The organism is Sphingopyxis sp. 22461, from assembly GCF_052044915.1.
Classification (GTDB): Bacteria; Pseudomonadota; Alphaproteobacteria; order Sphingomonadales; family Sphingomonadaceae; genus Sphingopyxis.
Window position 1 is genome coordinate 45237 of sequence record NZ_JBQENY010000004.1, and the last position, 20016, is coordinate 65252.

The window sequence follows — 20016 nt, forward strand, 5'->3', positions numbered from 1 at the left end:
CTCCAGAAAAGGTTGGGCTCAAGAAATTGTCGACCGCTCGGCGATGCGCGTGTTCGCGCTCGCCAGCTTGCCGCGAAGGGCGCGCGCAAAACCCTCGTGGAGCGCGCCCGCGATCCCGGGATTGGCCGCCAGATAGGCGCGCAGCGCCGCGGCCGGGACAAACCACAGCCGGGCGTTGCTGCCGAGCGTCACCGTCCCGGTCGCATGCGCGCCATCGAGCACCGTCGCCTCACCGATCAGCGCGCCGTCCGAGAGCCTCCCGATCTCGGCGCCGTCGCGCAGGATCGCAACTTGTCCCTCGGCCAGATAGAAGAGGCTGGGTGCCGCCTGATTCTCGCGGATCAGCACCTCGCCGCGCTTTGCCGAAATCCAGTGCCCCTGATCGATCAGATCGCGCGCGGCCGCGGTGCCCAGGCCGGAAAAATGCTGGCGCCGCAATTCCTCTTCTTCAGGCGAAAACAACACCTTCGTGCCGCGCAGCCACAGCCGCGCCAAAATGCCGATGTTGACGACGAGGATTGCGAGCACGAGCAGGCTGGAACCGACGTCGGGCCCGCGAAACAAGGTCAAGGGCAAAGCCACCAACGCCGCCGCGGCAAGGCCGATGCGGACATAGTCGATCCGCACGACAAAACTTGTCGCCAACAGGAGCAGCAGCGCCCCATAGAGGAACCATGCGGAATCGAAACTCATAGCCAATCGCTTCGCATCGAGACCCAGGCTTGGGTCACGGGTGTATAACGTTGTCGATAGCCAAAAGCCTTGGTCGCGCGAGGCTAATCGCATTTCCGCAGCGTGTAATAAACTACCAGTTTTGGTCTCTCAAGAAAAGCATAGGTGCGCAGATGTCACGATAATGCTAATTTTCGGGTTTGATCGTGCCGGAAACATTGCTTCCGCGCGGCATAGGCGCCATGTGGCGCTCGATTCGAACGCGAAAAGATTAGGCAGATGACAAAAAACTGGCAACCGCATAGCTGGCGCTCGCACGAAGCCCGCCAGCTTCCCACCTATCGCGACGCCGATGCGCTGGCGGCCGCCGAGCGCGAGCTCAGCAATTATCCGCCGCTGGTGTTTGCCGGCGAGGCGCGCGACCTGACCGCCGACCTGGCCCGCGTGGCCGAGGGAAAGGCGTTCCTGTTGCAGGGTGGCGATTGCGCCGAAAGCTTTGCCGAATTCCATCCGAACAACATCCGCGACACTTTCCGCGTGCTGCTCCAGATGGCGGTCGTGCTGACCTTCGCGTCGAAGATGCCCGTCGTAAAGCTCGGCCGCATGGCGGGCCAGTTCGCCAAGCCGCGCTCGGCCGACCTGGAAGATATCGATGGCGTGTCGCTGCCGAGCTATCGCGGCGACATCATCAACGACATCGCGTTCGAGGAGGCGGGCCGCGAGCCCGATCCGCAGCGCATGGTCAAGGCGTATAACCAGTCGGCGGCGACGCTGAACCTGCTGCGCGCCTTCGCGAACGGCGGCTATGCGAACCTGCATCAGGTCAACGCCTGGACGCATGACTTCATGGACCGCAGCCCGTGGGCGAAGAAATATCAGGAAACCGCGGCGCGGATTTCCGAAGCGCTCGCCTTCATGGAAGCATGCGGCGTGACCCCCGAAACGGTGCCGCAGATCAAGGGCACCAGCTTCTACACCAGCCACGAGGCGCTGCTGCTGCCCTATGAGCAGGCGCTGACGCGGCAGGACAGCCTGACCGGCGGCTGGTACGACACGTCGGGCCACTTCCTGTGGGTCGGCGACCGCACGCGCTTCGAGGGCTCGGCGCACATCGAATATCTGCGCGGGATCGGCAATCCGGTCGGCATGAAGTGCGGGCCGAGCCTCGAGCCCGATGTGCTGCTGCGCCTGCTCGACACGCTCAACCCGAACCATGTCGCGGGCCGCATGACGCTGATCACGCGTTACGGCCACGACAAGATCGAGGCGCACCTGCCGAAGCTGGTGCGCGCGGTGAAGGAATCGGGCCATCCGGTCGTCTGGTCGTGCGACCCGATGCACGGCAATGTCATCAAGACGCCCAACGGCTACAAGACGCGCCCGTTCGAGCGCATCCTCGCCGAAGTGCGCGGCTTCTTCGCCGTGCACCGCGCCGAGGGCACGCATGGCGGCGGCATCCATATCGAAATGACCGGCCAGAATGTCACCGAATGCACCGGCGGCGCGATGGACGTGACCCAGATGGATCTCGCCGACCGCTACCACACGCATTGTGATCCGCGGCTCAACGCGGGGCAGAGCCTTGAGCTCGCGTTCCTGCTGGCGGAAATGCTCAATCAGGAAATGGCCGACCGCGCCAAGCAGGCGGCCTGATCATTAGCGTCGCCCCCGCGAAAGCGGGGGCCGCCGGCAGCCTTGCGCTACGCCGATAGCGGCCAGTTAAGGGTTGGACATGCCCCGCATGTCCAAGGATTGTCCGGGGGACAATCCGACCCTTCACTCCTTCGCGGGGGCGACGTCTATTCTTTCTATTATTTACCCGGCCAGCGCTTGGTATCGGCGAACGCCCGGCCGATCGCGACATGCAGATCGGCATCCTCGGCCGCGCCGCCGAGCGGGATCTTGTCGGAGAAATTGTCGGCGGCGCTGTGATAATCGCTGCCGAGGAAGGCTTCGAGCAGCTTCATGTCCGAGAAGCTGCCGCCGACCATCAGCGACGTCACGCCCTTGGCGCCGAGCGCCCAGCCGTCCTGCCGCTGGATGAAGGCGTCGGCCTCACCATCCTCGTCGAGCTTGCGGCCGAGCTTCGTCGCCGCCTCGCGCACCACGGCGTCATAGGCGGGCTTGCCGCGCCCGATCGTCGCGACCGGGGTGCCGCGCGGCGAGATCGCGATGGTGTCGATGTTGAGCGCAACGGTGATGTCCGACAGCGGCACTACCGGATGATCGGCGAAATAATGCGCGCCGAGCAGGCCCTTTTCTTCGGCCGTCGTCGCCATGAAATAGATGTCGCGGTCGGGACGCGCCCCCGATCCGAGCCGCTTCGCAACCTCGATCAGCACCGCGATGCCGCTCGCATTGTCGACCGCGCCGTTGCAGATGCGGTCCGCAGCACCCTCGGGCTCGCAAATGCCGAGATGGTCCCAATGGCCGAGGAACAGGATCGCCTTGCCGTCGGGCTTGGCGCCGGGAAGCTTGGCGATGATATTGTTGCTGGCGAAGGGGCGCGCGGCCGATTTCGCCGTGATATCGGCGGTCACCGGCAGGACCGCGCCCTTGTATTCGGGCGATTTCGCGGCTTCGCGGAGCGCACCGCCATCCTGCCCCGCCTTTTTGAGCAGCGCATCGGCCGCCTCCAGCGACAGGAAGCCGCTGACCGGCGCGCCGGGCTTGGCGCTCGCGAGGCGCATCGACTTGGCACCGGCGCTTTCGCGGAGCTGCGCCCAGGGCACCGCGTCGGTGGCGATCACCAGCACGGCGCTCGCGCCGGCATCGGCGAGCATCTGGCGCCGTTCGCGATAGCGCGGCAGCTTGTCACCGAAGGGGACATTGTCGAACAGCATGATCGCGAGCTTGCCCTTGACGTCGGCATTGACCTTGCCCGCGCCGTCGACGCCATAGCCGACGAAGACGGCGGGAAGATCGGCGAACGAGGCCGACGCGTCGCGGCTGCTCAGGATGAGCCCGTCATCCTCCAGCGCGAAGTCGCGGCCATTGACCTTGAACTTCGCACTGCCGCCGAGTGCCTGCGTTTCGACGAAAGGCACCGGCTGGAGCCAGGGCGTTGCGCTGCCCGGAACGGCTTCGAGCCCCGCCTTCGCCCATTCGCCGACGATATAGGCGATCGTGCGGTCCTCACCCTCGGTTCCCGGGGCGCGGCCTTCGAACGCATCGCTCGCCAGCACCTTGATATGATCGGCGAGCTGGGCCTCGGTGATCGGCGCGTCGCCCTTGGCAGGCGCGGCCGACGCGGCGGGAGCAGTGGCAAGAAGGGCGATGGCCGCGACGGCGGCGTGGAAACGGGTGGTTTTCATGGCGCCGCCGCATGGCATTTCCGCCGCGCCCCGGCAAGGCGCGTTCGTCGAAAGACGAACGGCGGCGTCAGGCTTGCCCGGCGCGTTCGAGCAGCGCCCGCGCCGCCGCGACATGCATATCCTCGATCATCCGCCCGTCGTGACGCTGGGCCCCGCCCGTCGCCGCGGCGACGAGCGCCTCAGCGGCCGCGACCTCGCGTTCGGACGGGGCAAAGGCGGCGTTGCACGGATCGACCTGCGACGGGTGGATCAGCGTCTTGCCATCGAAACCGAGCCGCCGTCCTTCGGCCGCCTCGGCCGCGAAGCCCGCGGCATCGTCGATCGCATTATAGACGCCGTCGAAACCCCAGACGCCGCCCGCCCGCGCAGCGAGGACGATCGCCTGGATCGCATGGCTCATCGCGCCGCGGTCCATCCCGTCGGGCAGTTTGAGTTCGTGCGCGAGGTCGTTGAGCCCGGCGATCAAGCCGCTGACTGCCGGATCGGCGGCGATGTCGCGCGCGGCATAGATCGCCGCCGGCGTCTCGATCATCGCGAAGACCGGCAGACCGAGGCCGCGCAGCGGGTCGAGATCGGACGGCGCATCGACTTTCGGAAGCACCAGCGCGTCGAGCTTCAGCCCGGCAATCGCGGCGATGTCGGCCGCCTGTTCGGCCGCTCCCGTCGCATTCACGCGCACCGCGACACGCTTGCCCGCAAAGCCGGTCGCGACCGCCGCGGGCATCGCGGCGCGCGCTTCGTCCTTGCGGTCCGCGGGCACCGCATCCTCAAGGTCGATGATCAGCATGTCGGCGGCAAGCCCGCCCGCCTTTTCGAGCGCGCGCGCGTTCGATCCCGGGACATAGAGCAGCGAGCGCGGCGGATAGTCACTTGGCGTCATATGCTTTTCTGTGGCGCAGCCGGACCATTGCCGCAATAAGGAAGGCGGTTGCAGACGGAAATTGCTGAGGGGGTATTCGATGTATTTCGCACTTGCACTGGTAGTTCTGGCACTGGTGTTCCTGATCTGGGCGCTGACCCCGGTCCGGCAGGGCTTTGCCTATACGATCGAACGCTTTGGCCGCTACACGCACACCGCGCAGCCGGGACTGAACTTCATCATGCCGATCTTCGACCGCGTCGGTCGCAAGGTGAACATGATGGAGCAGGTGCTCGACATTCCCGGCCAGGAAATCATCACCAAGGACAATGCGATGGTCGCGGTCGACGGCGTCGTCTTTTTCCAGGTGCTCGATGCCGCGCGGGCCGCTTATGAGGTCAGCGACCTGTATCTGGCGATCATGAACCTGACGACGACGAACCTGCGCACCGTGATGGGGTCGATGGACCTCGACGAGACGCTGTCGAAGCGTGACCATATCAATGCGCGGCTGCTCGTCGTGGTCGACGAAGCAACCTCGCCCTGGGGGGTCAAGATCACCCGCGTCGAGATCAAGGACATCCGCCCGCCGGCCGACATTTCGAACGCGATGGCGCGGCAGATGAAGGCCGAGCGCGAAAAGCGCGCCAACATCCTCGAAGCCGAAGGCATGCGCGCCTCCGAAATCCTGCGCGCCGAGGGCGAGAAGCAGGGTCAGATCCTGCAGGCCGAGGGCCGCCGCGAAGCCGCCTTCCGCGACGCGGAGGCGCGCGAACGCGAGGCCGAGGCCGAAGCCAAGGCGACGCAGATGGTGTCCGACGCGATCGCGGGCGGCAACGCGCAGGCGATCAATTATTTCATCGCGCAGAAATATGTCGAGGCGGTGAGCCAGTTCGCAACGAGCCCGAACGCGAAGACGATCCTCTTCCCGGTCGAGGCGACGCAGCTGATCGGCACATTGGGCGGGATCGGCGAGCTCGCGCGCGACGCGCTCGAACGCAAGACGGGAGCCTGACATGCCCGACTGGTTGACGAACATGGAACCGCATTGGGCGTGGCTGTCGCTCGGCGTGCTGCTCGCCGCCGCCGAGATCGTCGCGCCGGGTTTCTTCCTGATCTGGCTGGGCGCCGCCGCGATCGTCACGGGCGCGATCGCGTGGATCGTCCCGCTGACCATTCCCGTACAGCTCGGCGTTTTTGCCGTGCTGTCGTTCATCGCACTCTATGGCGCGCGCCGCTGGCTGAAAGCGAACCCGATCACGTCGGCCGACCCGCATCTCAACCAGCGCGGCGGCCGCCTGATCGGTGAAGTGCTGACGGTGACCCAGGCGATCGAGGACGGGCGCGGCCGCGCGAAGGTCGGCGACGGCGAATGGCCGGTGCGCGGGCCTGACGTGGCCGAGGGCAGCAAGGTCCGGGTCGTCGGCGCCGACGGAAACGTGCTGGTGGTCGAGGCCGTTTGAAAACAGACGTCGCCCCCGCGAAGGCGGGGGCCTCTGTCGTTTTACGCTGTGGCGCCGGACAAGGCCGATAGCGGCCCCCGCCTTCGCGGGGGCGACGCATATTCTTTAACCGCCTTTGGGCCGCGAATAGATCGCGACGACATGCCCCAACGCGTCGCTTTCGCCGATGCGGCGAAAGCCGAGCTTCGCCGACACGCGTTCCGACGCGTCGTTACCCAGATCGATGATGCAGCGCACTTCCTTGGCGTCGAGGTTCGCGTCGGCCCAGCCGAGCGCCGCGGTCATCGCTTCGGTCGCATAGCCGGCGCCCCAATGATCGGCATCGAACGCCCAGCCCGCCTCGGGCATTCCTTCGAGTTCGGGCATGCCGCGGCAGAAATAGCTTAAGCCGCCCATGCCGACGAGCGCATCGCTCGAGCGGTCGGCGAAGACCCAATAACCGAAGCCCATCACCGGCCACAGCCCGGCGGAGCTCAGAAACTTCCCCCAGCTGACGTCGGGCGCGCGCGGTTCGCCGCCGATGAAGCGCGTGACGCGTTCGTCGGCCCACATCTCGATATGGACGTCCTTGTCGGACAGGCGCCCCGGGCGCAGGCGCAGGCGTTCGGTCTCGATGACGGGCGGTGCGGTAAATGACATGGTCGCGGGTGTGCCCAAGCCGGCGCGGGCGGTCAATCGGGGATCAGATAATGGTCGAACAGGTCGTGCAGCACCGCCGTGCCGTCGACCTGCTGCTTCGCGCGCATCACCGCGAGCGTGTCGACGCGTGCCAGCACGTCGACATGGCGGAGCACGCCATGATATTGCGGCCGGTCCTGAAAATCGTGGAACAGAAAGACGCAGTCGGGTTTGCAGTGGATGATCGCCTGCAACAGGCACGCGACCCGAAAGCGCCCGTCGATCAACACCGCATCGGGGCTGCCCTGCACGTTGCGCCATATATCGGTGTGATAATGCGGCCAGTCGCGGATCCGGCTTTCATCCGCCGGATAGCCCCATTCGCCGACGGGGCCGATGTCGACGTGAAAGGGTGTGAATTCGACGACTTCGCGCCTGACGTCGGCCTGGACCTTGGCCAGCCAGGCGGGATCGCTGTCGACGCTGACGATCCGCCGCACTTGCCGCGCCGCCACCACCGTGCTGCCGCCGCAACCGAATTCGAGCAAGGATGAACGCCCCGCAAGTTGCAGCTCGAACTGCGTGACTTCGGCCGCGGTCATATGTGGCTGCATTGGTCCCTCCACGCATGAAGGGATATGAGACCGCATCGGCGGCGTCCAGCGGCTTTGACGTCACCTCTCCGCGGATGAGGCGGCCCAGAAGCAGGGAGAGAGAACCGCTCTGGACCGCCGCAACCGCGGAGAAGGGCGATCAGGCGGCGGCGGCGGCCAATTCGGGTTTCGACGAATGCGCCGGCATGATCGCATCGGCATAGTCGCTTTCATATTTCCCGATCAGCGCGCGATCGTCGTGGTTCCACGGATGGAAGCCGGGCATGAAATAGGAAAGCCAGGGGAAGAAGCTCTTGCGCAGCACCCCGGGCGTGCCGAGCAGATACCACCAGATGCGCGCGGTGACGCGCCAGCCGGTCAGGCCGTCCTGACGCAGCAGCGCCTTCATCCCCTTCACGCGCTTCGGCCAGAAACGCGTGGTGACGAGGATCATCATCAGCGACTTGGCGCGCCAGCGCCGGAAGCGGCTCCAGTCCTTCGTCGCGTGCAGCCAGGTGTCGTAGGCGACGCCCTTATGCTCGATTTCCTCAATCGCGTGCCATTTCCACAGCGCGGCCCATTCGGGCTCGGCGCCGGCGTACATCTTGTCCTCGCGCAGCATCACCGCCGCCATCATCGCGGTATAATGTTCGAGCGCGATCGTCGCCATCAGGTTGACGATCTGCGGGCGCGTCTTGATGAGGTCGAGAACCTGCTTCACGTCATCCTCAAGCTCCGAAAGATCGTATCCCGCTTCCGCCGCCTTTTTGTTAAAGACGACATGCTCGCGGCTGTGGATCACTTCCTGCTGGGTGAAGGCACGGATTTCGCGCGCCAGCTTGTCGGGCACACCGTCGCGGTGCGCCTTCACCGCCTCGATGAACATCGCCTCGCCGCGCGGAAAGGTCACCGACAATGCGGTGTGGAACGCCGAGGCGATCGGGTCGCCGTTCAGCCACCAGCGGCCCTGTTTGTCGTCGCGGCCAAAGCGCATATCGCGCGGGGTGATCGAAAGATCGGCGGGCGTCGGCGACTGGGAAAGGCTGGACATATGGCTCATACCGTCGAAAAGGGGAGACGGGCCAGCAATAGGGTTTACTTACACATATGTCAATAGTGAAGAAGCGTTTGAGTCCCGAGGAAAGCCGTTCGGCGGCGCTCGAGGCTGCGCGTCAGATTCTGGTCGAAACGGGACCGGCGGCGGTGACGCTGAAGGCCGTGGCGGCGCGCATCGACCGCACGCACGCGAACCTGCTCCACCATTTCGGCAGCGCCGCAGGGCTGCAAAAGGCGCTCGCCGCCTATCAGGCCGAAACGGTGTGCGCGACGATCGGCCGGAAGATGGCCGAATCGCCGCCGGGCGAACGTAACGTGCGCGAAATCGTCGATCTCGCCTTCGATGCCTTTAACGAGGGCGGCGCGGGCGCGCTCGCGACGTGGATGGCGGCGACGGGCAATGACGATGCGCTCGACCCGATCGTCGATGCGATCCACAAGCTGATCGACGGCATGTCGCCCGACGCGCATGAAAAGCGGCTGATGCACGAAGACACGCTCGCGCTGGTGCTGATGGCACTCGGCGACGCGCAGCTCGGCGGACCGATGGCCGAGGCGCTCGACCTGCCGCGCGACACCTCGCGCGTGCTAGCGACCGAACTCATCACCGGGCGCATCGCCAAATTCTGGGTCGAGCATGGCGGGAAGCCGCAGGGCTAAGCCGCTGGCAATTTTGTTGCGCGCGCGCTAAGGGGCCGCATCCCCGATCCCCGTTCGCATCGAGCGAAGTCGAGATGCCCCTCGGCTTGGCGCCATGCTGCCGGGTGTCTCGACTTCGCTCGACACGAACGGGATTGAATGTTTAGTCTCTCGTTTCCGCCCTGAAGGCCCCGCCATGCATTTCCTCGACCAAGCCAAGATTTTCATCAAGTCCGGCGACGGCGGCCCCGGCGCCGTCAGTTTCCGGCGCGAAAAATATGTCGAATATGGCGGCCCCGACGGCGGCAATGGCGGCAAGGGCGGCGACGTGATTTTCGAAGCGGTCGCGGGCCTCAACACGCTGATCGATTTTCGCTATACCCAGCATTTCAAGGCGAAGCGCGGCACCCCCGGCGCGGGGCGCGATCGCACCGGCGCGGGCGGCCCCGACCTCGTGATCCAGGTTCCGATCGGCACGCAGATTCTCGACGACGACGAGGATCGCAGCCTGCTCGCCGACCTGACCAAGGAAGGCGAACAGCTCGTCTTCCTGCGCGGCGGCGATGGCGGGCGCGGTAACGCGTCGTACAAGACATCGACCAATCGCGCCCCGCGCCAGCATGGGCCGGGGTGGCCGGGCGAGGAAATGTGGGTGTGGCTGCGGCTGAAACTGCTCGCCGACGCCGGCCTTGTCGGCCTGCCCAATGCGGGCAAGTCGACCTTCATCAACGGCGTGTCCAATGCGCAGGCGAAGGTCGGCGCCTATGCCTTCACGACGCTGCGCCCGCAGCTCGGTGTGGTGAGCCACAAGGGCAATGAATTCGTCGTCGCCGACATCCCCGGGCTGATCGAGGGCGCCGCCGAAGGCGCCGGAGTCGGCGACCGCTTCCTCGGCCATATCGAACGCTGCCGCGTGCTCCTCCACCTCGTCGACGCGAACGACGAGGATGTCGCAACGAGCTACCGCATCGTGCGCGACGAACTCGAAGCCTATGGCGCCGACCTCAATGACAAGCCGGTGATCGTCGCATTGAACAAGATCGACACGCTCGACGACGAACTGATCGCGGCGCTGTCGGCCGAACTCGCCGAAGAAAGCGGGCATCCGGTGATGGCGCTCTCGGGTGCGAGCGGCGCCGGCGTGCCCGCGGTGCTCGACAAGCTGCTGGAGGCGATCGGCCACCCCGAACCCGGCGAGGACGAAAGCGACGAAGCCCCGGGCTGGTCGCCGGTCTAGGAACGAAACACTACCGCTGGGAATTTCATGCGGAACAACAAGGATTTCGCATGACCGATCGCAATAAGTTTCCCGCCCTGTTCCTTACCGCGCTCACGCTGGCGTCCGTCCCGGCAAATGCGCAGGAGGGCAATGAGGGCGGAGAAAAGCGCACGCGCATCATCCTCGGGCCGCAGTTGTCGCCGTCATGGCCGGGCGCGGACAAGTTCAGCGTCGGTCCCTACGTCGATGTCTCGCGCACCCGCGATAGCGAGTTCACATTCGAGGCGCCTGACGAGAGCTTCGGCTCGCCGCTGATCCGTTCGGGCAATTTCGCCTTTGGTCCGGCTTTCGGCTTCATCGGCAAACGCAGGGCGTCCGATATCGGCGCCGACCTGCCCAAAGGCGGTTTGTCGATCGAGGCCGGCGCGTTCGGGCAGGTTCATCTGACCCCCGAACTCCGCCTTCGCCTTGAGGGGCGCAAGGGGCTGAGCGGTCACAAGGGCTGGACCGGCGAAGTCAGCGCCGATTATGTCGCGCGGCAGGGCGACGACTGGCTCTTCTCAATCGGCCCGCGCGTGACGCTGGGCGACGCCAAATATACGCGCGCCTATTTCGGCGTGACGCCCGCGGCCGCCGTAACGTCGGGCCTGCCCGCCTATGATCCGGGCGGCGGCGTCCAGTCGGTCGGCGTCGCCGCGGGCTATCACCGCATGCTCGGCAAGCGCTGGGGCATCGCGGTTTACGGCCGTTACGACCGGCTCGTCGGCAATGCGGCCGATTCGCCGGTGACGCGCGAGCTTGGATCGCGGAGCCAGCCGTCGGCGGGTGTCGCGCTCAGCTACACTTTCGGCGGGGACCAGTGACGCAACACAGGCGCCCATCCTGATTGGGCTGCGTCAGACACCCTCGGTTACGACAAGCAAGATGCGGGACTCGCGATCGAGCTTTAACCGCACCCCTGCCCCCGTATCGCGCGAAACATGGAGAAGGCCGGCCAGACCCGTGGCGCCCGACGGGGTGGTCCGGGGACCGCCCGCAAGATCGAGCAATTCTACCGCTTCCTCGATCACGCCTTCGTCGACCAGCAGCGGCTCGGCGCCGTATCGCAGCAGCGAGGCCACCGCGGGGGCCGATGCGAGTCCGCAGGACAGCATTTCGGCCGAAGTTTCGAGCGATCCGGGCACGAGGATCGGTGAACCATTTCGCAGGGCCCGTTCGACACACGGCGCCGATTGCGGCTCGACCGTGACCAATTGGCAAAGCCCCCCTTCATACGGGCAGAGTCCTTCCGCCATCGCGGCTGCGAGCCCGCCGACGCCCGCCTGGATAAAGGCGTGGGCGGGATAAGCGGATCCATCGGCGCGAAGTTGGGCGCGAATTTCCAGTGCGATCCGTCCATATCCCTCCATGACCTTGGCAACGACCGGGTCGTCCATATCGTCGGTCGTGTCGGCGATGAGCAGGGTTCGCACACCGTCGCTTGCTGCGGCAGCAGCGGCGACCGCCTGGTCATAGGTTCCCTCGACACGAATGATGGTGGCCCCCATCGCCTCGATCCGTGCCGCACGGGCTCCGCCCACCGCGGCGGGAAGATAGATGCGAGCCGGCGCGCCGACGCGGCGCGCGACGGCGGCGACCGCAAGGCCGTGATTGCCGTCGCTCGCACACACCAGCGTGGGAAGCGGCATGGGCAGGCGGGCCAGAAAGGTCGGGACATCATCCTGCCCCGTCACCGTTGCGAGCGCCCATAGCGCGGCATGCGCGCCGCCCAGTGATTTGAAATTGCCGAGTGGCCGTTCGCTTTCCAGTTTCGCCCATATTTTTGCGACGCCGCATCGCTCCGCGAGCGACGGCAGATCGACAAGCGACGTGGGCCGATCGGACATCAGATCGTCGGGATGCCGGGATATCTGTTCCATGTCGCGATTTTATCATCGCTCTGGAACGGCCGGCCGTGTTTCGCGACTGCCCCGCGCGGGATTTTGGCAATGCTGCCGCGCGCCAAGCGGATTTTCCGCGATCGAGTCAATCTTCGGCGATCGGTATCATCAACCCTCTTTTGACCACGCCGAGCGCGACGTTGGTGGTGAAGCGTCGGACATTGGCATTTTCGCTTACCAGTCGCGTCATCAGGGCATCATATTCCTCCGTGCTCGGCGCGGTGACGATCAGGATGAAATCGGCCTCGCCCGTCACATAAAAGGCCTGTTGAACATGGTCTTCCGCCGTGAGCCAGCGGCGGAGTTGCGCGAGCAGCTCGGGGCGTTCGCGCTCGACTTGAAGCGCGACCACAAAAAGGGTCGGGTTGCCGACAAAGCGGGGGTCGAGGATGGCAGTTTCGCGGACAATGGCGCCAAGATCGCGAAGCCGCCGCAACCGGCGCTGGATCGCCGACGGCGACAGGGCAATCGTCTCCGCGAGCTTTTCGGACGTCGCGGTCGCGTCCGATTGCATCGCAGCCAGCAATTGGCGGTCAAAACGATCGAGGTCGGTTGTGGCCATATTCAGCATGATAGGCGCGATTTCCGCCGATTGCCCGCTAATTGACGTCCATCAACGCGGAAAATCGTCGAACGCGCGCACTAGACTGCGCTTTCCCAACCCTCATCTGGAAAGAATCCATGCTCGACCATCTCGAAATCCGTACACGCCGCATGGACGATTGTGTCGCCTTCTATCGCACCGTCCTCGGCCCGCTTGGATATGAACTTGCCGTCGACGGCCCGGCCAAGGGATTTGGTCACGAAGGCCGGCTCGATTTCTGGATCGTAGACGGCGATCCCTCGATCGATGTTCATTATGCATTTGGCGCGCCAACGCGCGCGCTGGTGCAGGATGCCTATTTGCGGGCCAGCGGGAGCGCCGGCCAACAGGATCGCGCCCCGGCGCTCGCGCCGCATATCCACCCCCACTATTATGCGGGCTACGCGCGCGATCCCGATGGGCGACTGGTCGAATTCGTCTGCCACTCCGCCGAAGGCTGAGCGGAACATGACCCTCCCTATCATGGCTCGCACCAAGCTAGGCATTGGCGTTACGCCCACCGCGCGCTATCGGCGGCGCCATGAGCCTGTTTCCGCCCGCCTCCTGCCCCCGGCTGATCGTCAAGATCGGATCGGCCTTGCTCGTCGATCCGTCGGGCGCGGTAAGGCGTGACTGGCTTGTCGGCATCGCGGCCGACATTGCCGAACGGACGCGGGCGGGCCAGCAGGTTGCCGTCGTCTCATCGGGCGCGATCGCGCTTGGCGCGCGGCGGCTCGGGCTCGGCAAGGGCGGGCGCGGGACGCTCGAGGATGCACAGGCGGCCGCCGCGACGGGGCAGATCGCGCTGTCGCAGGTGTGGGCCGAGGTGCTCGGTGCCGAAGGGCTGACCGCGGCGCAAATGCTGGTGACGCTCGACGATCTCGAACATCGCCGCCGCTACCTCAACGCCGCGGCGACGCTCGACCGGCTGCTCAGCCTTGGCGTCGTACCGATCATCAACGAGAATGACAGCGTCGCGACCGAGGAAATCCGCTTCGGCGACAACGACCGCCTCGCCGCGCGCGTGGCCCAAGCTGCAGCGGCGGGCGGAGTGATCCTGTTGTCCGACATCGACGGGCTGTACGACCGAAACCCCGCGCAGGACGGTGCCGTCCATATCGCGCGCATCGAACGCATCGACGCGAGCATCGAGGCGATGGCCGACACGGGTTCGGCATCGGGCATGGGATCGGGCGGCATGGTGTCTAAGATCGCCGCGGCGCGCATCGCCAACGCTGCGGGCGCGCACCTTGCGATCGTGTCGGGGCGCATCGACCGGCCGCTGTCGACCGAAGCACGCCACAGCCTGTTCGTCGCCGACAAGGGCGCGAGCGCGCGCAAGGCCTGGCTGGCGGGCGGCTTGACCGCGAAGGGCCGGATCGAGATCGACGCGGGTGCCGCGAAGGCGCTGCACGGCGGCGCAAGCCTTCTCGCCGCCGGCGTGACCGCGGTCAGCGGCAGTTTCGCGCGCGGCGACATCCTCGACATCGCCGGCCCCGACGGGCGCGTCATCGCGCGCGGCCTGTCCGAATATCCGGGTGCCGACGCCGCGAACATCGTCGGCCTTGGCCGCGACGCGCAGGAAGCGGCGCTTGGCTATGCACCGCGCAGCGCGATGGTCCACCGCGACCATATGGTGCTGCTGTGAGCGTCCCTCCCCGTTCCGGGGAGAATCAGGACAGGCGCGTGCTCGCGATGACCGGCGCGACCGGCTTCGTGGGCGGCGCAACGATGCGCGATGCGGTCGCGGCGGGCTGGCACGTCCGCGCCCTCACCCGCCGCCCGCAGCCCGCGCGCGATGGCGTGACATGGGTCGCGGGCGCGCTCGATGACAAGGACAGCCTTGCCGAGATGGCGAAGGGCAGCGACGTCGTCATGCATATCGCGGGGGTCGTCAACGTGCCTACCCGCGCGGCGTTCGAGGCGGGTAACGCGACCGCGACGGCGAATGTCGTCGATGCCGCCCGCGGTGCCGGGGTGACGCGCTTCATCCATGTGTCCTCGCTCGCGGCGCGCGAACCCGGCATCTCCAACTATGGCTGGTCGAAAGAGCGCGCCGAGGCGGTGTTGATGGCAAGCGGTCTCGACTGGACGATCGTGCGCCCGCCCGCGGTGTTCGGCCCCGGCGATACCGAGATGCTCGACCTGTTCCGCATGGCGCGGCGCGGCATCGCGCTGGTGCCGAGTGGGCGCATGTCGGCGATCTATGTCGATGAGCTTGCGCGGCTGCTCGTCACGCTCGCCGCCGACCGGGGCGCCAGCATCGGGCAGATTTACGAGCCCGACGACGGCAAGCCCACCGGCTGGTCGCATCGCGGCTTTGCCCGCGCGGTCGCGCGTGCCGTCGGGCGGCAGCGCCTGTCGACGGTCGCGACCCCCGCCTTGTTGCTCAGGGCCGGCGGACGGCTCGACAAGCTGGTGCGCCGCAGCCGCGCCAAGCTGACCCCCGACCGCGCGCGCTATATCGCGCATCCCGACTGGGTCGCGACCGAAGGCGCGTGTCCGCCCGCTGCGCTGTGGCGCCCCGAGCGCGACACCGACGATGCTCTGGCCGAGACTGTGCGCTGGTATCGCCGCGAAGGCTGGCTTTGACGTCACCGGTGCGGTGTCGGTGTTCGCCCGTCGAAGCGTGCATTGCCAAGGGCGAGCCGCATCCCTAGGTTTGCGGACATGACCGACACCACTGCGAACACGCCCAACGATCCCGCCGGCCCCTGGGCCATCCCCGTGCGCCGCCCGCTGCCCGGCGACGACAAGCCGAAGTCGACGACGAGCTTTCCGCGCAAGGTCTGGCACCTGCTCGTCGGGATCAAGGACGCGCTCGCGCTCATCTTCCTGCTGCTCTTCTTTGTTGCTTTGTTCGGCCTGCTTTCGGGCCGCCCCAACGCCGGCCTGCCCGTCAGCCAGGGCGCGCTGCTGATCGAACTCGACGGCATCGTCAGCGAACAGCCCTCGGAAGTCGATCCGCTCGCGGCCTTGTCGGGCGGCGCGCAGCTCAAGGAAATCCGCGTCCGCGACGTCGTCCACGCGCTGGAGGTTGCCGCCGACGACAAGCGCGTGACTTCGGTCGTGCTCGACCTCGACCGCTTCCTCGGTGGCGGACAGGTGTCGCTCGCCGAAATCGGCGCCGCGGTCGACAAGGTGCGCGCGAAGAAAAAGCCGGTGCTCGCCTTTGCCACCGCCTACACCACCGACAGCTATCAGGTCGCGGCGCACGCCAGCGAAATCTGGGCCGACGGCGTCGGGGGCGTCGCGATCGCCGGACCGGGCGGGTCGCGTCTCTATTACAAGGGGTTGATGGACCGCCTCGGTGTCACCGCGCATATCTACCGCGTCGGTACCTTCAAAAGCGCGGTCGAACCCTTCCTGCGCACCGACCAGTCGCCCGAAGCGAAGGAAGCCGACCTCGCCTACGCCAGCGTGCTGTGGGACAACTGGCTGACCGACGTCAAAAAGGCGCGTCCGGCGGCGAAGCTCGACGCCTTCATCGCCGACACCGCGGGTGCGGTGCGCGCGGCGGGCAATGATCTGTCGAAGGCTTCGGTCGATGCGGGCCTTGTCGACAAGGTCGGCAGCCGCATGGCGTTCAACCGCCGCGTCGCCGAGATCAGCGGCGCCGCCGACGACAGCAAGCCGTGGGAATATAACGCCATCCCGCTCGAAAACTGGGTCGCGGCCAATCCGCCCTCGACAAGCGGCAGCACGATCGCGGTCGTCCCCGTCGTGGGCGAAATCGTCGATGGCGAAGCGCCGAGCGGCGTCGCGGGCGGCGAAACCGTTGCAAAGCATATCCTCGACGCCGCGACCGACAGCAGCGTCAAGGCGATTGTCCTCCGCGTCGATTCGCCCGGCGGGTCGGTGCTCGCGTCGGAAGAAATCCGCCAGGCGCTGCTCGCCGCCAAGGCGAAGAAGCTGCCGATCGTCGTCTCGATGGCGAATGTCGCGGCGTCGGGCGGCTATTGGGTTGCAACCCCCGCCGACCGCATCTTTGCCGAGCCCGAGACGATCACCGGTTCGATCGGCGTGTTCGGCATCCTGCCGAGCTTCGATCAGGCGCTCGCGAAGATCGGGGTCAACGCCGACGGCATCGCGACGACCCCGCTGTCGGGCCAGCCCGACGTGTTCGGCGGCGTGAACGATGAGTTCAACGCGCTGGCGCAGGCGAGCGTCGAGGACATCTATGCGCGCTTCACCGGCCTTGTCGCCAAGAGCCGCAAGCAGCCGATCGAGAAAATCCGCACGATCGCCGAAGGGCGCGTGTGGGCGGGCGGCACCGCGCGCCAGATCGGCCTGATCGACCAGTTCGGCGGCCTGCCCGACGCGCTGAAAGCCGCGGCGAAGCTTGCGAAGGTCGACGGCGATTTCCACGCCAAATATTTCGAGGACGAGCCGAGCGAATTCTCGAAGATGCTCGCGAGCTGGTCGGGTGCCGAGGAAGAGACGGCGGCATTGCCGCGCGGCTGGTTCGGCATCGCGGCGATGAACCGCCAGCTGACCGAACGGCGGCTGGTGCAGGATCTGACGATGCTGACGCAGGCGGGGTCGGTGCAGGCGTCGTGTCTCGACTGCCGCGCGTACCTTCCCGCCGTCCCGCGGCCGGGCCAGGCCGAGGCGAAGGGCTTCTTCGCGACGCTGGCGTTGCTGCTGCGCTAAATCCCCCTCCCGCTTGCGGGAGGGGTTAGGGGAGGGCCTGTTACGACGGCTCTCTCAGCAACATGCCCTCCCCCGACCCCTCCCATAAATGGGAGGGGAGAACTACGCCGTTACGGCAACTTCCTTCGCGTGTTCCGAAATCGCATCGGCCATCGTTTCGACCAGCCCGAGCGGCAGGTCGTGGCCCATGCCGGGGATCGTCAGCAGCCGCGCCCCCGCGATATTCTCCGCGGTGTCGCGCCCGCCGGGGAGCGGCACGAGCGGATCATCCTCGCCATGGATGACGAGCGTCGGCGCCTTGATGTCTTTCAGAATCGGACGCCGGTCGCCATCGGCGACAATCGCCGCCATTTGCCGCGCAACACCCTGCGGATACCAGCCGCGCTCGAAGTCGGCGCGAACCCGGCGCTGGAGCCGTTCTTCGGTCGCGGGATAGCCGGGGCTGCCGATCACGCGCGCGGCGTTGACCGAGTAGGCGATCAGCGCCTCCTTGTCGCCGTTCATCGGGCGGTTCGCGAGCACCTGCATCGCTTCCTTCTGCGCGCGCGGCAGGCGGCGGTTGCCCGTGGTCGACATCACCGAGGTCAGCGACAGCACGCGATCCGGATAGCGCGCCGCGATATGCTGCGAAATCATGCCGCCCATCGACACGCCGACGACATGGGCGCGCTTAATCCCCAAATGGTCGAGCAGCCCAATGCCGTCCGCGGCCATGTCGGCCAGCGTGTAGGCGGGCTGGATCGGCAGCCCGATCACCGATTTGACGATCATCCATTTGACGTTCGGCACGCCGGCCGCCTCGAAGCGCGTCGACAGCCCGACGTCGCGATTGTCATAACGGATCGTGCGAAAGCCGCGGTCGTTCAGCGCATCGACAAACTCGTCGGGCCACAGCGTCAATTGCCCGCCCAGCCCCATCACCAGCAGGATCGCGGGCGCGTCCTTCGGTCCCTTGTCCTCATAGGTGATGCTGATGCCGTTGACGGTCGCTTGCTCGGTCTGCATGAAAATCCCTTGGCTGGAAAATGGATCAACCCGCCGTGGCGGGCTTGTAATTTGCCGCGTTCGACGTGAATTCGGCGCGCCCATAGCCGTCGAGCTGGCGCTCGATCCGGCGCACAAGACGGCGGTCGGCCAGGTGGCGGAGCACCGGCAGGCGCGAGGCGACGCGATACGCCGCCATGCGCCCCGCAATGCCGAGCATCGTCGCGCCATAGATCAGGTGATCGCGGCGCTTCACCGGCACGCCGACATTCGCCGCGCGCGCCTCGTCGCCGGCGAGGAAGGCTTTCACGAAAAAGACGCGGCTGACCGAATATTCGAGGCGGCGCTTCACCAGCCCCTTCGGCGACCTGTCCTTCGACAGCTCGGCATCCATCGTCGCGCGCAGCAACCCGCCGCAGACCTGGTCGTCATATTCGTAGCGCAAGGTCGCGCTGCGCGTGCGCCAGATGCGGACGATCTCTTGCGGCGTGTCGGCGAGCAAATCCTCGGGCAGCCCGAGCAGATAGCAGCGATAACGCGCCAGTTCGACGCGGCCGCGTTCGAGCCGGGTGAAGGTCGTGCGGCCCTTCGCGAGCACCTCCTGCGACAGAAAATAGACCGGGATCAGCCCCGCGGGCATCTGGTCGAGCTGCGGGATCGGCATGCCATAGGTTTCGGTGTCCCACATGCCGGGCCGCGACAGCACGTTGACGCGCACCATCGAGTGCATAAGCCGCACCATCGCCGCCGCCTTGAACCCCGGCCCGAAGCGATCGAGCGCGCCGGGGAGCGCGGTGGTGGCAAAGAAGGTCGCGGTTTCCTTCACCCGCCGCGCCGCGGTCGCCTGTCCCAGCGTGCCGGTCAGCGCCATCGGCAGCGCCGAATATTTGTTGAGGAAGGTCGCGATGAACGCGCCGCGGATCAGAAAGGGCGACAGGTTCGCGGTCGCATTGCGTTCATAGGCGGCGCCTTCTTCGACCAATGTCATGTCAAGCCAATCGGGCTTCTGCTCCATCTCGCGGATCAGCGCGGCGAGTTCGGGCGGCGCTTCGGGAACCGCCTCGATCCCCTTGTCGCACGCCTCGACCAGCATCGCGACGGTCTGCTGGAACCCGAGGCTTGGCATCAGCGCGGCATAAGCGTCGCCCGTCCGGTCGCCGAGCATTGTATATTCGCGAATGCGGCCGAGCAGCTCGGGATCGTCCAGATAGGCCGCGCGGTCGATGCTGCGGACGCGGCTGAGTTCGCTGACGGCGTCGGCCTCGGGCGCCCAGCGTTCGGGCGCCTTGTCGAAATCGAAACGGCCGAACAGCTCGGGCAAGGCGTCCGCCTGGCCCCGCACCCGGCGGGCGATGGTGCTGACATCACTGTTCATAAGCCGAAACTGACAGAGTTTCGCGATTTGGCAAGCCTAACTGATTTT

At 66.4% G+C, this 20016-nt stretch carries 20 protein-coding genes; 10 read left to right on the forward strand and 10 right to left on the reverse strand.

Annotated features, from left to right (window positions below):
* Positions 1-18 precede the first annotated feature (18 nt).
* A complete protein-coding gene (locus tag ACTJI5_RS07560) occupies positions 19-693 on the reverse strand; it encodes a Crp/Fnr family transcriptional regulator (protein ID WP_440859865.1) in 675 nt (224 codons plus the stop codon).
* A 258-nt stretch (positions 694-951) separates the two neighbouring features.
* Between ACTJI5_RS07560 and ACTJI5_RS07565 the strand changes: the two genes are divergently transcribed.
* Positions 952-2325 carry a class II 3-deoxy-7-phosphoheptulonate synthase gene (locus ACTJI5_RS07565; protein ID WP_310251458.1) on the forward strand — a complete coding sequence of 458 codons (1374 nt, stop codon included), beginning with the start codon at positions 952-954 and terminating at the stop codon, positions 2323-2325.
* 158 nt (positions 2326-2483) lie between these two features.
* On the opposite strand, the gene ACTJI5_RS07570 is transcribed toward ACTJI5_RS07565, so the two are convergent.
* Positions 2484-3986: a M28 family peptidase gene (locus tag ACTJI5_RS07570; RefSeq protein ID WP_440859866.1), complete on the reverse strand. Its 1503-nt coding sequence runs from the start codon at positions 3984-3986 to the stop codon at positions 2484-2486.
* 67 nt (positions 3987-4053) lie between these two features.
* Positions 4054-4866, reverse strand: a complete 813-nt coding sequence (locus tag ACTJI5_RS07575; protein WP_440859867.1) for an HpcH/HpaI aldolase/citrate lyase family protein — start codon at positions 4864-4866, stop codon at positions 4054-4056.
* A gap of 79 nt (positions 4867-4945) precedes the next feature.
* Between ACTJI5_RS07575 and ACTJI5_RS07580 the strand changes: the two genes are divergently transcribed.
* Together ACTJI5_RS07580 and ACTJI5_RS07585 are read left to right on the forward strand one after the other, a co-directional pair.
* Positions 4946-5860 (forward strand): SPFH domain-containing protein, encoded by a 915-nt coding sequence (locus ACTJI5_RS07580; protein WP_056372266.1) that lies wholly within the window; start codon positions 4946-4948, stop codon positions 5858-5860.
* Position 5861: 1 nt separating this feature from the next.
* Complete coding sequence (locus ACTJI5_RS07585; protein ID WP_058536903.1) at positions 5862-6308, forward strand: NfeD family protein; 447 nt, start codon at positions 5862-5864, stop codon at positions 6306-6308.
* Positions 6309-6413: 105 nt separating this feature from the next.
* Here ACTJI5_RS07585 and ACTJI5_RS07590 read toward each other — a convergent pair whose 3' ends face one another.
* From ACTJI5_RS07590 to ACTJI5_RS07600, 3 genes are all read right to left on the reverse strand, one after another.
* Positions 6414-6947: a GNAT family N-acetyltransferase gene (locus ACTJI5_RS07590; protein WP_440859868.1), complete on the reverse strand. Its 534-nt coding sequence runs from the start codon at positions 6945-6947 to the stop codon at positions 6414-6416.
* A gap of 32 nt (positions 6948-6979) precedes the next feature.
* Positions 6980-7528, reverse strand: coding sequence for a hypothetical protein (locus ACTJI5_RS07595; RefSeq protein ID WP_231733433.1), 549 nt, complete (start codon positions 7526-7528; stop codon positions 6980-6982).
* Positions 7529-7679: 151 nt separating this feature from the next.
* Complete coding sequence (locus ACTJI5_RS07600; RefSeq protein ID WP_440859869.1) at positions 7680-8570, reverse strand: metal-dependent hydrolase; 891 nt, start codon at positions 8568-8570, stop codon at positions 7680-7682.
* A gap of 56 nt (positions 8571-8626) precedes the next feature.
* Between ACTJI5_RS07600 and ACTJI5_RS07605 the strand changes: the two genes are divergently transcribed.
* The 3 genes from ACTJI5_RS07605 to ACTJI5_RS07615 all read left to right on the forward strand — a co-directional run bounded on the left by ACTJI5_RS07605 (position 8627) and on the right by ACTJI5_RS07615 (position 11296).
* On the forward strand, positions 8627-9235 hold the full coding sequence (locus ACTJI5_RS07605) for a TetR/AcrR family transcriptional regulator (RefSeq protein WP_058536906.1): 609 nt from the start codon (positions 8627-8629) through the stop codon (positions 9233-9235).
* A 175-nt stretch (positions 9236-9410) separates the two neighbouring features.
* Complete coding sequence (gene obgE, locus ACTJI5_RS07610; RefSeq protein WP_440859870.1) at positions 9411-10451, forward strand: GTPase ObgE; 1041 nt, start codon at positions 9411-9413, stop codon at positions 10449-10451.
* Positions 10452-10501: 50 nt separating this feature from the next.
* On the forward strand, positions 10502-11296 hold the full coding sequence (locus tag ACTJI5_RS07615; protein WP_440859871.1) for a MipA/OmpV family protein: 795 nt from the start codon (positions 10502-10504) through the stop codon (positions 11294-11296).
* Between the two features lie 33 nt (positions 11297-11329).
* Here ACTJI5_RS07615 and ACTJI5_RS07620 read toward each other — a convergent pair whose 3' ends face one another.
* Together ACTJI5_RS07620 and ACTJI5_RS07625 are read right to left on the reverse strand one after the other, a co-directional pair.
* On the reverse strand, positions 11330-12352 hold the full coding sequence (locus ACTJI5_RS07620; protein ID WP_440859872.1) for a pyridoxal-phosphate dependent enzyme: 1023 nt from the start codon (positions 12350-12352) through the stop codon (positions 11330-11332).
* Between the two features lie 106 nt (positions 12353-12458).
* Positions 12459-12935 (reverse strand): Lrp/AsnC family transcriptional regulator, encoded by a 477-nt coding sequence (locus tag ACTJI5_RS07625; RefSeq protein WP_058537032.1) that lies wholly within the window; start codon positions 12933-12935, stop codon positions 12459-12461.
* A 119-nt stretch (positions 12936-13054) separates the two neighbouring features.
* Here ACTJI5_RS07625 and ACTJI5_RS07630 point away from each other — a divergent pair, with 119 nt between their 5' ends.
* The 4 genes from ACTJI5_RS07630 to sppA all read left to right on the forward strand — a co-directional run bounded on the left by ACTJI5_RS07630 (position 13055) and on the right by sppA (position 17609).
* Entirely contained in the window at positions 13055-13417 is a 363-nt protein-coding gene (locus tag ACTJI5_RS07630) for a hypothetical protein (protein WP_058536910.1), read from the forward strand.
* Positions 13418-13497: 80 nt separating this feature from the next.
* Positions 13498-14604: a glutamate 5-kinase gene (gene proB, locus ACTJI5_RS07635; protein WP_440859873.1), complete on the forward strand. Its 1107-nt coding sequence runs from the start codon at positions 13498-13500 to the stop codon at positions 14602-14604.
* A 47-nt stretch (positions 14605-14651) separates the two neighbouring features.
* Positions 14652-15548, forward strand: a complete 897-nt coding sequence (locus ACTJI5_RS07640; protein ID WP_440860088.1) for an NAD-dependent epimerase/dehydratase family protein — start codon at positions 14652-14654, stop codon at positions 15546-15548.
* 78 nt (positions 15549-15626) lie between these two features.
* The gene (gene sppA / locus ACTJI5_RS07645; RefSeq protein ID WP_440859874.1) at positions 15627-17609 is read left to right on the forward strand and encodes a signal peptide peptidase SppA; all 1983 of its coding nucleotides are present in this window, start codon (positions 15627-15629) and stop codon (positions 17607-17609) included.
* A 102-nt stretch (positions 17610-17711) separates the two neighbouring features.
* Here sppA and ACTJI5_RS07650 read toward each other — a convergent pair whose 3' ends face one another.
* Both ACTJI5_RS07650 and ACTJI5_RS07655 read right to left on the reverse strand, forming a co-directional pair.
* The gene (locus ACTJI5_RS07650; RefSeq protein WP_440859875.1) at positions 17712-18614 is read right to left on the reverse strand and encodes an alpha/beta fold hydrolase; all 903 of its coding nucleotides are present in this window, start codon (positions 18612-18614) and stop codon (positions 17712-17714) included.
* A gap of 25 nt (positions 18615-18639) precedes the next feature.
* Entirely contained in the window at positions 18640-19914 is a 1275-nt protein-coding gene (locus tag ACTJI5_RS07655; protein WP_440859876.1) for an oxygenase MpaB family protein, read from the reverse strand.
* Between the last annotated feature and the right edge of the window lie 102 nt (positions 19915-20016).

Coding starts and splice junctions, on each gene's coding strand:
- ACTJI5_RS07570 (WP_440859866.1), bottom strand. CDS start 3,986: ATGAAAACCACCCGTTTCCACGCCGCCGTCGCGGCCATCGCCCTTCTT.
- ACTJI5_RS07580 (WP_056372266.1), top strand. CDS start 4,946: ATGTATTTCGCACTTGCACTGGTAGTTCTGGCACTGGTGTTCCTGATC.
- ACTJI5_RS07585 (WP_058536903.1), top strand. CDS start 5,862: ATGCCCGACTGGTTGACGAACATGGAACCGCATTGGGCGTGGCTGTCG.
- ACTJI5_RS07600 (WP_440859869.1), bottom strand. CDS start 8,570: ATGTCCAGCCTTTCCCAGTCGCCGACGCCCGCCGATCTTTCGATCACC.
- ACTJI5_RS07575 (WP_440859867.1), bottom strand. CDS start 4,866: ATGACGCCAAGTGACTATCCGCCGCGCTCGCTGCTCTATGTCCCGGGA.
- ACTJI5_RS07625 (WP_058537032.1), bottom strand. CDS start 12,935: ATGGCCACAACCGACCTCGATCGTTTTGACCGCCAATTGCTGGCTGCG.
- obgE (WP_440859870.1), top strand. CDS start 9,411: ATGCATTTCCTCGACCAAGCCAAGATTTTCATCAAGTCCGGCGACGGC.
- ACTJI5_RS07590 (WP_440859868.1), bottom strand. CDS start 6,947: ATGTCATTTACCGCACCGCCCGTCATCGAGACCGAACGCCTGCGCCTG.
- ACTJI5_RS07595 (WP_231733433.1), bottom strand. CDS start 7,528: ATGACCGCGGCCGAAGTCACGCAGTTCGAGCTGCAACTTGCGGGGCGT.
- proB (WP_440859873.1), top strand. CDS start 13,498: ATGAGCCTGTTTCCGCCCGCCTCCTGCCCCCGGCTGATCGTCAAGATC.
- sppA (WP_440859874.1), top strand. CDS start 15,627: ATGACCGACACCACTGCGAACACGCCCAACGATCCCGCCGGCCCCTGG.
- ACTJI5_RS07615 (WP_440859871.1), top strand. CDS start 10,502: ATGACCGATCGCAATAAGTTTCCCGCCCTGTTCCTTACCGCGCTCACG.
- ACTJI5_RS07560 (WP_440859865.1), bottom strand. CDS start 693: ATGAGTTTCGATTCCGCATGGTTCCTCTATGGGGCGCTGCTGCTCCTG.
- ACTJI5_RS07630 (WP_058536910.1), top strand. CDS start 13,055: ATGCTCGACCATCTCGAAATCCGTACACGCCGCATGGACGATTGTGTC.
- ACTJI5_RS07620 (WP_440859872.1), bottom strand. CDS start 12,352: ATGGAACAGATATCCCGGCATCCCGACGATCTGATGTCCGATCGGCCC.
- ACTJI5_RS07640 (WP_440860088.1), top strand. CDS start 14,652: ATGACCGGCGCGACCGGCTTCGTGGGCGGCGCAACGATGCGCGATGCG.
- ACTJI5_RS07650 (WP_440859875.1), bottom strand. CDS start 18,614: ATGCAGACCGAGCAAGCGACCGTCAACGGCATCAGCATCACCTATGAG.
- ACTJI5_RS07565 (WP_310251458.1), top strand. CDS start 952: ATGACAAAAAACTGGCAACCGCATAGCTGGCGCTCGCACGAAGCCCGC.
- ACTJI5_RS07605 (WP_058536906.1), top strand. CDS start 8,627: ATGTCAATAGTGAAGAAGCGTTTGAGTCCCGAGGAAAGCCGTTCGGCG.